This window comes from Rheinheimera sp. SA_1 (assembly GCF_001669775.1).
Classification (GTDB): Bacteria; Pseudomonadota; Gammaproteobacteria; order Enterobacterales; family Alteromonadaceae; genus Pararheinheimera.
The window spans coordinates 97,827-109,757 of sequence record NZ_LXWK01000018.1 but is presented as its reverse complement, the minus strand read 5'-3'; the positions used below and the strand labels follow the sequence as shown (position 1 = coordinate 109,757).

The 11,931-nt window shown below is 50.3% G+C and carries 5 protein-coding genes; 3 read left to right on the top strand and 2 right to left on the bottom strand.

Going from position 1 to position 11,931, the window contains the following annotated elements; genetic code table 11:
- Nucleotides 1-220 precede the first annotated feature (220 nt).
- Nucleotides 221-1,099, bottom strand: coding sequence for a hypothetical protein (locus A5320_RS18240; RefSeq protein WP_068068449.1), 879 nt, complete (start codon nucleotides 1,097-1,099; stop codon nucleotides 221-223).
- A 345-nt stretch (nucleotides 1,100-1,444) separates the two neighbouring features.
- On the opposite strand from A5320_RS18240, the gene A5320_RS18235 reads away from it, so the two are divergent.
- From A5320_RS18235 to A5320_RS18225, 3 genes are all read left to right on the top strand, one after another.
- Nucleotides 1,445-1,963 (top strand): GNAT family N-acetyltransferase, encoded by a 519-nt coding sequence (locus tag A5320_RS18235; RefSeq protein WP_068068446.1) that lies wholly within the window; start codon nucleotides 1,445-1,447, stop codon nucleotides 1,961-1,963.
- Nucleotides 1,964-2,176: 213 nt separating this feature from the next.
- The gene (locus tag A5320_RS18230; protein ID WP_068068443.1) at nucleotides 2,177-2,812 is read left to right on the top strand and encodes a phage tail protein; all 636 of its coding nucleotides are present in this window, start codon (nucleotides 2,177-2,179) and stop codon (nucleotides 2,810-2,812) included.
- 220 nt (nucleotides 2,813-3,032) lie between these two features.
- Nucleotides 3,033-10,925: an Ig-like domain-containing protein gene (locus A5320_RS18225; RefSeq protein WP_197490179.1), complete on the top strand. Its 7,893-nt coding sequence runs from the start codon at nucleotides 3,033-3,035 to the stop codon at nucleotides 10,923-10,925.
- A gap of 87 nt (nucleotides 10,926-11,012) precedes the next feature.
- On the opposite strand, the gene atcC is transcribed toward A5320_RS18225, so the two are convergent.
- On the bottom strand, nucleotides 11,013-11,909 hold the full coding sequence (gene atcC, locus A5320_RS18220) for a cold adaptation protein AtcC (RefSeq protein ID WP_068068438.1): 897 nt from the start codon (nucleotides 11,907-11,909) through the stop codon (nucleotides 11,013-11,015).
- Between the last annotated feature and the right edge of the window lie 22 nt (nucleotides 11,910-11,931).

The following is an 11,931-nucleotide window of genomic DNA, read 5'->3' as shown; positions in this document are numbered from 1 at the left end:
GGATTGAAGGTTTGACCGCTTCTGCAGCGCAGTACCATGGATTAAGTTTGGGCACCTCCCCAAATCAGGATGGAGAGGCCAATCATCGGTATTTTGAACACTCAGGCTTGCCTGAGCTGATAGTTCACTAATTGTTGCAGCAGTAATATCAGCTGTAACAGCACAGTTACTTACAACAAAATACCTGTGGCTGCTAATTTTAGCTGCTGCATGATCGTGTTCAGTGGATGCTGCGCCGACGCCGCCAGGCAAGACCTGCTAATCCAAGCAGTACACAAGCACTGGTGGCAGGTGCAGAGACTGAGTTTGGTTGGAATGAAGCATTGGCATTCCAATTAAGGTACATATTTTCACTTGAGGTGTTCTGACAGTTAACTAATGTCAGCACATTGTCGCAACGATAGTTAAAAATCTGCATTGTATGATGATAAAAAGTCTTTGTACTTGAGCCCCCCAACCAGTCCCACAATTCGGGTGAAGTAGGAACCTTAAATTGACTGCCCCAAGTTGGGGTGGTTGCTAATTCGGAGTACAAGCCAAAATATTGGTACATTCGGACGATGGTGATTTCATTTGTTAACTCATTAATCTGACGGGTACGCTTTGAGTCGTTTCTGATGTATCCACTGGTGCTACTAAAAGGCTCTTTTGTGTCGTCATAATTGTCATAGCCATTGGAGTGCCCCATTTGCATAGTGGTGTTTGGCGCTGCGACCACTTGTGGGCACATCTCAGCCGATAGCCCGGCATAGTTGCACAACAAACTCGCTGAGCTCGTTGCAAGGTTGTGCCATTGAACATCGTGATATTGCCAACCCATCGCAGAGCATACGATATCGTCACCACAGCCGCCGTAAAAATAAAACTGATAGTTTTTCGGCGTTAAATCATTGAGGGTCAGTTGGAAAGTATCGTTTAACGTTGATAATTTTTGGCTTGGATGGTGAATAGACTCACCGTATTCACTGCCATCGTCGCGCCAAGTATAGTGACTGAAAAGTGCCTCAGTTCCAGTATTGATGGTAATAACCCCAGATACTGCGGTGAAACTAGATAAACTGAGAAAAAGTAAGCATAAATTTTTGATTAGATTGGACATTAAATCACCAGTTAACAAATTTTATTTTTAATTAAATATTTATGCAATAATTGATCAGATAATTAATTGATTGATTTTAAATGAAATATTTTAACTTTTAGTGTTGTGTGTAAATATTTATGACAATTGGATATCAGGGTTTATTTGATATTCGTTCAAATTTCAACCGCCTAGGGTTGGTTATGCTATTTTTCGGAATATCAGGCTCAATCCAAATGAAATAGCCTAGGCTAAAACTACACATCAACAAGGACAGGTTTGTGTTGTGATCAGGCGTGCGCGTGTTCATGCACAAAGAATGGGATTAATTTTGTTCTGACCCCACTATTAAATTAAGGAACTAGTATGCAGCTATCGTTGAGTTGTAAGGATTCCGGGCTGTCCTTTCGACTTGCAACTCCCGCAGACGAAGCTTTTTTTCAGCAGCTTTTTGCCGCCAATCATCGATATTTCGAACACTGTGGGTTGCCTGAACCAATGGTTCAGCAATTGCTGCAACAGCAATATCAGCTGCAGCAACAGAGTTACCTGCAACAATCCCCCAAACCCGATAGTTACTTACTGCTGTGTCATGCCGAACCGGTTGGCAGACTGATCGTGGTGCGGCATCCTGAAAATTTGCACCTTACAGATCTGGCATTTTTGCCCAACCATTGTGGTCGGGGCTTTGGCAGTGAATTGATCAAGTTTTTGCAGCAGTATGCACGACAACAGCAATTGGCGATTAGTTTGCTGGTGGATCAACAAAATACCGGCGCCTGCCAATTTTATCTGCGGCATGATTTTAAGTCAGTGGCGGGGGCAGGTGGCTATGAGCAGCTGTATTGGCAACCATCAGATGTTTCTGATTCGGTGCCGGGTTGATGTTTTTCCTGATTTGATCTACGGTTGATGGAGTTTGTTTTTTAAGCAAATTTTTGAATGACTCACCATTCAACAATGTGGTGAGACTTTAACCCACCAAAGCAAGCCAGCAGCGGACGCAGGCAGGTAGTAACGCATCCAATTGTCGGGCATTGTTTTGAAAATGGTTTGGCACGACCAAACCGCACCAAAACCTTACTAAGGAGAGTTCGAATGTCTGATCCGTTTATTGGTGAAATCCGCATGTTTGCCGGTACTTTTGCTCCGAATGGCTGGGCGTTTTGTCAAGGGCAGCTTCTGGCCATTGCGAGCAATGCTGCATTGTTTTCTATCTTAGGGACCAATTATGGCGGAGATGGCCATACGACCTTTGGTTTGCCGAATTTACAAAGTCGCAGTCCGGTTGGAACAGGGACTGGTGCTGGTTTAAGTTATATCGCTTTAGGGCAAATGGCCGGTCATGAAAGTGTCAGCCTAACCACAGCACAACTGCCGATACATGCACCAACAGCACAGTTTACCGGCGCTGTTAGTGCGGTGACCGCAACCTTGGATCTAGCGACGACGACAGCTGCTGCCATGGTACCTCCAACGCCTGGTAATACCAGCTACCTGTCTGCGATGACGGCGAAAGTCGGGCCAACCAATGCAGCTGTGAATGGTCTTTTTACCGCAACAGCTCCAGATGCAACCAAAGCAAACCTTGGTGGTATACATGGTAGCGTGACAACTGCTGGGTCAGTAACGATAAACCCGGTGGGAGGTGGGTTGCCCGTTCCTATTACAAGTCCGTATCTGGGCATGAATTTTATCATCGCTTTAGTGGGGATATACCCTTCGCACGGGTAGCACCTTCGGTTATTTACAGAGTTGCGATCATCTGAATCATTTATCTAGTTCAGATGATTGCAGTCGTTTTTGATATTTACTCATCACCTTTCCGGCTGTGGTTGGAAGGCAATTTGCCAGGAGCGTTAACATGTCAGGGTGCAAGTCAATCCCAGTTGCTTATATGAAACCCCTTCATTCACTCCGGTTAGGTAGGCGCATTAGTCGTGGTTTTGCATGGATGTGTTGCTTTATCTTAGCGATGTTAAATCCAGTGCAGGCATCACCTCTTGATATTCATGTAATGCCTGCGCCAGAAATTGTCTTTGTCGATGCGGCAGTACCAGATGCCTCGACACTGCTGGAACAGTTAGACCCAGCTGTTGAAGTGGTGTTTCTGCCATCTGGTCAGGATGGCGTGGCTTTTATGGCGCAACAACTGGCAAATCGAACAAATATCGCGGCACTTCATGTGGTGAGCCATGGGGGGCAGGGGCAGATAAGACTGGGTAGTACCATCATCGACCAGACAAATGTGGCGGGATATAGCAAAGAATTCAAACAAATAGGCGCCAGTCTGCTGCAAGACGGCGATATTCTTATTTATGGTTGTGATGTTGCTCGTGACAGCCGTGGTGACGCTTTTATCCGTCAGTTGGCACAACTGACTTCAGCAGATGTCGCTGCATCGTCGAATGCCACTGGTGCCGCTGCGAAAAATGCAGACTGGGCACTGGAATCTGGTTATGGCGATATTCAGACGCAAATACCTTTTTCCGCCAAAGCCCGGCAGTTGTATGCCAGTCGCTTGTTTTCCGGTTCAATGAATTTTTCCGGTGTAGCGAATGGAGACGTACTTGGTACTACGGTCACAGATGGCGAAGCGAATTCGGCTGATATTCCTGGTGTGGTGATAGAAATTTACGCTGCAAACTTGGGGACAGATACCAATACCGGCGAACATTGGGAGTTTTGGGCAGATATCGCCAATAATGGCTTAGATGAAATTGATGACGGTGTGGTTCCTGATGCAGGGGACGCGGCGTCGACGGTGATCAGAACACAGGGTGGCGAAGATTTTTCCTTTGAGGGGATTCGGGTTGTCAATTATCTGGGTGCACATACCCATATAAAATTTGAGGGGTTTAGAGATGGGGTATCTACCGGCAGTGAAACATTAGCTATTGATAACTCAGTTAGTTTTTATAATGATTACACGCAGCTAAACGGCCTGACGCCAGCTAAATTTCAGAACGTGGATCAGATCAGGATTACTGACGGTAGTAATCAGCTCATGTATGTGAGTCTGGATGAGTTGGTGTTTGCAGATGCAGTAGTCCCGCCCCCAACCATCACGTCTGCTACCTACAACGCCAACACCGGTGCATTGGTCGTTACCGGTACCAACTTCACTGCAACAGGCGGCGCAACGAATGATGTTGTCGCCAATAAATTCACCTTGAATGGCGAAGGGGGCAGCACTTACACGCTGACCGATACCGCCAATGTCGAAATATCTTCGGCTACGGCATTTACGCTGACGCTCAGTGCTACTGATCGCGCAGCAGTGAATCTGATTGTGAACAAAAATGGCACCAGTTCTACCGGTGGCACCACATACAATCTGGCCGGGGCCGCTGGTTTTATCGCAGACTCGGCGGCGACAGCGGACCTTACCGGAAATGGGATAACGGTCTCTAATGTGGCGGTACCTGCAGTGACATCGGCGACTTATGATGCGAGCACCGGCGTACTCACAGTTACTGGCTCTGGTTTGAAAATGGCCAGTGGTGCCAGCAACGATATTGTTGCCAATAAATTTACACTGACAGGTGAAGGTGGCAGCACTTATACCCTGACGGATACCTCGAATGTTGAAATCTCTTCTGGTACTGGCTTTGCCCTGACCTTCAGCGCAACAGACAGGTCCGCAATAAACCAAATGCTGAATAAAAATGGCACCTCATCAACCGGTGCCACCACCTACAATCTGGCTGCTGCCGAAGATTGGCAGGCAGGTGCGGATGCTGCAGTCATGATTGCTGATCTAACTGGCAATGGTATTACCGTCAGCAATGTAGCGGTGCCGACTGTGACCAGTGCCACTTATAATGCCGCAACAGGTGCACTGGTAGTGACCGGCGCTGGTTTTCTTAAACTGGCGGGTGCAACCAACGACGTCGTTGCCAATAAATTTACTTTGACCGGCGAAGGTGCTGCAACTTATAGCCTGACCGATACCGCAGATGTAGAAATTACTTCTGGTAGCAGTTTTACCTTGACCTTGAGTGCGACAGACCGCAATGCCGTGAACTTAATACTGAATAAAAACGGCACCAGCTCAGTAGATGCTACAACTTATAATCTTGCGGCAGCTGAAGATTGGACTGCGGGTGCAGATGCTGCTGTGGTGGTGGCTGATTTAACCGGCAATGGCATCACTACAAGCAATGCCTTATCGGCACCTGATGCCCCGACTATCGGCGCCGCAACCGCAGGTGATGGTCAAGTGTCTGTAGCTTTTAGTGCCCCGGGCAGTAATGGTGGTGCCGCAATCACCGGGTATACCGTCACTTCGAACCCCGGCGGTATTTCAGCCGGTGGTTTTGGTTTTACCACATCCCCTATCGCAGTGACGGGCTTAACCAACGGTACTGCTTATACCTTTACCGTGACCGCAACCAACGCAATCGGCACCAGTGTTGCTTCTGGCGCTTCGGCTTCGGCGACGCCTAAAGGCGACCAGACCATTACCTTTCCGAATCCTGGGGCACAAAACTTTGGTACAACACCCGATCTGGGGCCTACAGCCAGTGCATCTTCCACGCTTGCGGTTAGTTTTAGTTCGTCGACAACCGGAGTTTGTACCATTACCAGTACTGGAACTCTGACCTTCGTTACTGCTGGTAGTTGTAGCATCGATGCCGATCAGGCGGGGAATTCCGCCTGGAACGCCGCGACCACAGTAAGCCGAACCTTTACCGTCAATGCGATAGTGCCTGGTGCACCAACCATTGGGACGGCAACTGCTGGCGATACTGAAGCGACCGTCACTTTCACTGCGCCAGTCAGCACCGGTGGCGCGGCAATAATTGCCAGTGGTTATACCGTCACTGCCAGCCCAGGTGGTGCCACTGCCACTGGTTCCAGTTCGCCGGTGACGGTCACGGGCTTAACCAATGGTTTGGCTTATACCTTTACCGTCACCGCCACCAACTCCGCGGGTGAAGGCGCTGCTTCGGCGGCATCCAATTCGGTGACACCGGCCGCCCCACAAACCATTACCTTTAATAATCCGGGTACTCAGAATTTTGGCACCACGCCAACGTTGACCGCTACTTCCTCAGCCGGAGGCGGTTATGTGGTGACTTTCACTTCAGCCACCACCGGGGTTTGTACCATTACCAGCGGCGGCTTACTGACTTTTGTCACTGCTGGCAGCTGTACCATCAATGCCGATCAGGCTGGCGACGGTTCATATTTGGTGGCACCACAAGTCAGTCAAACCTTTACTGTTAGTGCAGTAGTGCCTGGAGCACCAACCATCGGCACCGCAACTGCCGGTGATACCCAGGCAAGTGTCGCTTTCACTGCACCTGCCAGTATTGGCGGTGCCGCTATTACCGGCTATACCGTGACTGCAAATCCTGGCGGACTGACCGGCACTGGCGCCAATTCACCAATCATTGTCACCGGTTTGACCAATGGGGTGGCTTATACCTTCACGGTCACTGCAACCAATTCGGCAGGTACAGGTTCGGCATCAGCTGCATCCAACTCGATCACGCCTGCCGCAGCTCAGACCATTACCTTTGCCAATCCGGGAGCGCAGAACTTTGGGACCAGCCCAACACTGACTGCCACATCGGATTCGGGTCTGACACCTACCTTTACTTCGTCGACAACCGGAGTTTGTACCATCACCTCCATCGGTGTGCTGACTTTTGTTACCGCAGGTACTTGTACTATTAATGCCGATCAGGCCGGTAACGGCAGTTATTTAGCTGCAACGCAAGTGAGTCGGAGTTTTGCTGTGAATGCGGTATTACCAGGAGCTCCAGTCATCGGCACTGCAACCGCAGGTAATGCTTCTGCTTCAGTGGCGTTCACCGCCCCGGCTTCGAACGGTGGTGCCGCTATTACCGGTTACACCGTGACTTCTAATCCTGGCGGGTTGACAGCAACAGGCGCAAGTTCACCTGTCACAGTGCCAGGCTTAACCAATGGCACGGCTTACACCTTTACCGTTGTTGCGGTGAATAGTGTCGGGACAGGCGCAGCTTCGGCGGCTTCGAATGCTGTAACACCGGAACTGCCAAATACTGCACCTGTGATCAGTGGTTCACCGGCAACCACTGTGGTGCAGGGAACACCTTATAGCTTTGTACCCGCAGCATCGGATGCCGACGAACAAACGCTGACGTTCAGTATCAGTAATCAGCCAGCCTGGGCCAGTTTCTCAACCAGTTCCGGGGCGCTGACCGGTATACCAGGGCTTGCTGATGTGGGTACTATCAGCGGTATTGTCATCAGTGTCACTGATGGTACCGAGAGCGCTGCGCTGGCACCATTTAGTATTACGGTGCAACCGGCGAATCAGTCGCCGGTGATTAGCGGAACTCCGGCAACTTCAGTCGACGTCGGAACGCCTTACAGCTTCACGCCAACAGCTTCAGATCCGGATGAAGGTGCGGTTTTAACCTTTAGTATCAGTAATAAACCAGCCTGGGCCAGTTTTAGCACCAGCAGTGGAGCCTTGTCTGGTACGCCGGCCAGCGCTGATGTCGGCGTAACTTCAGGGATTGTGATTAGCGTGTCTGATGGCACCACCAGTACCAGTTTAGCGGCGTTTAACCTCACAGTTGTGGCAGGAAATGTGGCGCCGGTTGCGACGGACAGTGCCGCCAGTACAGAGGAAGACAGCCAGCTGAGCCTGACTTTGACGGCACAGGATGCTGATGGGGATGAGCTGAATTATGAAATTGCAGCCCAACCTGTACATGGCACAGCGACTCTGCAAGGTGATTTACTGATCTACACCCCGGCGCAGGATTTTAACGGCACCGACAGTATTGGGTTTATCGCCAAAGATGCTGAATTAAGTTCAAATACGGCGACCATTAGTCTTACCGTGACGGCGGTCAATGACCAACCGATAGCCGCTGATGACAGCTTTAACCTGCAACGGACCAGCAACAATCAGTATCAGTTAGCGGTTTTGGCCAACGATTCTGATGTGGATACCGATCCACTGACGATTGATGGTGCGTCTTCGAGCGTTGGTACCGTTACCTTTAATGCACAGGGCCTAACTCTGACGGTGCCGGAACTGTATGCAGGGCCGGTCACTTTGCGCTATACCGTCAGCGATGGCAAAGGCGGCCGTGGCACAGCCAATGTCAGTCTGATTATTACCGGTGGCGATGCTACCAATCTGCCAGTCATTACTGTGCCTGCGGATATCACCGTCAATGCGACTGCGCTCTTTACCAGGGTACCGCTTGGCAACGCTACTGCAGTTGATCGCAACGGCCGTCGACTGCGGGTGTCGTTAATCAATGGCAGTCTGTTCTTTGAGCCGGGCGAGCATATTGTGTACTGGCAAGCCACAGATGCGGATGGCAATACCGCGACTAAAGCGCAGAAGGTAAGCGTGAATCCGTTGATTTCTCTGAGCAAAGATCAGCTAGTTACCGAAGGCAATGAAGTGGTGGTTGAGGTGATCCTGAATGGAACGGCACCTTCGTATCCGGTGTTAGTGCCATATTCGGTCAGTGGCAGTGCCGGGGCGAATGATCATACGTTGGTCTCAGGTGTCGCTGAAATCAGCTCCGGCACCAGCACAAGTGTTCGTTTTAACGTGCTGGAGGATGGACTCGCCGATTCGCCAGAAAATATCGATATCACGTTGGACAGCAGTGTCAATCGCGGCAGCAAACGCAGTAGTCGTATCGTGATCACTGAAGCCAATATTGCGCCTGTGGTGACCTTAGCTGTCGAGCAGAATAATCTGAACCGATTGACGATTAGTGAAGGCGATGGTGTGGTCACTGTCACTGCCACTGTTACCGACACCAATACACAGGATCAACTGACCGGCAGTTGGGACTTTGGCCGACTCGAAAATGTCACTCCAGCAGATACAGAACTGAGTTTTGATCCGGCTGAGCAGGGTCCTGGTTTGTATCAGGTTAGCTACACTGCTACCGACAATGGCTCGCCAAATTTATCGACCACCTCCCGAGTATTTATTGTCGTCAGACCTAGTCTGCCGGTATTGGGTAGCAGTGACGTTGACGGCGATTTGGTCCCTGACAATCAGGAAGGGTTTGCTGATTCGGATGGTGATGGTATCCCTGATTATCAGGATGCGATCAGCGAATGTAATGTGATGCCGACCGAATTGTTAGGGCAGACTGAGTTCGTGGCCGAAGGTGAACCCGGGGTCTGTCTACGTTTAGGTACTGTGGCTGCTGAAACGGATGCCGGTGGTCTGAAAATTGAAAACGATGCAGTCGATACCGATACATCGGCGGTCAATATTGGCGGTATCTTTGACTTTATTGCCTATGGTTTGCCAGAGCAGGGTAAAAGCTACAGTCTGGTCTTGCCACAGCGGTTACCGGTACCGGCCAATGCAATTTATCGTAAATTTAACGATGCCACCGGCTGGAAAGATTTTGTCAGCAACGGGCAAAACTCAGTCTCCAGTACCCAAGGTGAACGTGGTTTCTGTCCGCCGCCGGGTGATGCCGCCTGGACTGCTGGTTTAACCGAAGGTCACTGGTGTGTGCAGGTTCGGGTAGAAGACGGTGGTCCGAATGACGCTGACGGTATTGCCAATAGTGCAATTGTTGACCCTGGTGGCGTTGCAGTTGCCATCAGTAGCAATAGACTGCCAGTTGCTGTGGCCGATCAGGCATCGACCAGAGAAAATACCGCAGTGGTAGTGAATGTACTGGCCAATGATACGGATGCCGATGGTGATAGCTTAACGATTACCCAGGCGGTTAGTGGTTTTGGCACAGTGACGATTCTGGCTGACCAAAAACTAAGTTATCTGCCTAATACCGACTTTACCGGTCTGGATACGGTGATCTACAGCGTCACCGATGGTAAAGGCGGCACTGCAAGTAGCCAGCTGGTGATTGATGTCTTTAGCAATAGCGCGCCGATCGCGGTGAATGATGTGGCTGCGACCAACGACAAAACCGCAATAGTGATTGCGGTGCTGACCAATGATACCGATGTCGACGGCAACAACCTGACAGTCACTGCGGCCACCGCCGTCCAGGGAACAGTGAGTATCGAAGCTGGTCAGCGGTTGCGTTATACCCCAAAATCCGGATTTGATGGTGTTGATACCATTAGCTACAGCATCTCGGATGGTTTGGGGGGGACGGCAACCGGCCAGGTGCTGGTCACTGTGACGGCCTTTAAAGAAGTGGTGGTCGAGAACAAATCCAGCGGCGGCAGCATGACGTTATGGGCGTTGTTGTTGTTAGGAACTGCGGCGGTGTTCCGTCGCAGTTCAGCCGGAGCCGCAGCCGCGGTGATGCTGCTATTTAGCCCGATCAGCCAGAGTGCTGACTGGTATCTGCAAGGCTCTGCGGGTCACAGCAGTGCAGACAGCAAGCAAAGCTCATTAGCGGCAGGGCTTCCTTCCGGTACCGCGATCACCGACTTTGATAAAAGTGATTTTTCCTACGGCGTTGCTTTGGGATATCAACTGCATCCGTCGGTCGCGATTGAGTTGGGTTATCAGGATTTAGGGGATGCCAGCAGTCAGCTCAGTGGTGAAAGTCTGACGCCCGGTCAATACCATGAATTGCTCAAAGCGGTGAGTCCGGTGCTGGTTGATGGTGTGAGTGCGGCGTTTCGGTTTACCTTGTGGCAAGATAACAGGCTGCGCCTCGAATTACCGGTAGGGGTGTTTTTTTGGGATTCCGAGATTGAAAGCCGGGTGAATAATACCGTGCTTCGCACCGAATCTGACGGCAATGACTGGATGCTTGGATTACAACTGCAATATCAACTCACCAATGATTGGCAACTGGGTGGTGGCTATCAGCAAATCAATCTGGCAGCCAATGATGTCAACAGCTGGTTGTTGAGTTTGAGGTATCAGTTTTAATCTGTTTGCTACAGCAGGTTGCGTGGGGGTCAGAGTCAATTGTTAACAGATTTCTGTTAACAATTGACTCTGACCCCATATTTAACATTACATCTCAATATACTGCGGCCAGCCCAATAGCGGGTTTAGCATGCCTTGTTTATGCTCAAACGCATCGCGACGTTCCGGTGAGGCGTTGTCGGCGAGTAGTTTTTGATAACCTTTGGCAAACTGCAGTGTTTTGAGCAGCGCCGGCGCAAAGTTATCACCGATATCTTCGTTCACCGCTGCGGCAAAACCAGGCGGTAACAAGCTGATGGTTTGTTGGGTTTGGATTTGCAGGAAGGTCACGTCAAACCAGCTGTCTTGCAGTTCGATGTTCTTCAGCCGTTGTTTTAAATCCTGTTTTACCTTGTCGCCTTTGCAGCACAACCGGTACAACACCACTTCGGCCAGCATGCCTTCAAGGTTAAAGTGCTCGAATGGGTCGAGCTGGGTGTGATAAAAAAACGTCTGTTTTAATACCGCAATCGCCTGGCGGCGCTGCCATTCCTGCAGTGCATGTTGATATTGTGCCAAGCCTGACCATTCTTCAGCGTCTGGTGGGCTCGCAATATCGGCCAGCAACTGCGCTTCTACGTCACCATACAAAGATTTGCGGCTTGGGTTCAGTAAACTGACCTGACTAAGCATGCTCCAGCCTTTCTGGAACGGTTTGACAATGCCTTCCGGGCTTTGCAGTAGCGCCAGTGCGCGGTCTAAATCCTGCTCCGACAGCTCGGCTAAACCTAAACTGGCGACGCCGATAATGTCGTGCGCCGCTTGTTCCAGCAGATGCATTTTGTACTTGTTATAAAACTTGTCGGCGAACTTGAGGCTCATCAACACTGCTTTGCTTTTGATGTTCTCAAGATCTGAGGCGCTGAGCTTGCCCTGCGCCTGACCATAAGCGATAACTTTGCTTAAAAATGGTCCCTGATTGGCGTCGCGTAACGCTAACTGCATGTCGATCCCTTAATTAAGTGCG

Excerpts from the sequence above, each read along its gene's own strand:
- A5320_RS18240 (WP_068068449.1), bottom strand. The coding sequence starts at position 1,099 with ATGTCCAATCTAATCAAAAATTTATGCTTACTTTTTCTCAGTTTATCT.
- A5320_RS18235 (WP_068068446.1), top strand. The coding sequence starts at position 1,445 with ATGCAGCTATCGTTGAGTTGTAAGGATTCCGGGCTGTCCTTTCGACTT.
- A5320_RS18230 (WP_068068443.1), top strand. The coding sequence starts at position 2,177 with ATGTCTGATCCGTTTATTGGTGAAATCCGCATGTTTGCCGGTACTTTT.
- A5320_RS18225 (WP_197490179.1), top strand. The coding sequence starts at position 3,033 with ATGTGTTGCTTTATCTTAGCGATGTTAAATCCAGTGCAGGCATCACCT.
- atcC (WP_068068438.1), bottom strand. The coding sequence starts at position 11,909 with ATGCAGTTAGCGTTACGCGACGCCAATCAGGGACCATTTTTAAGCAAA.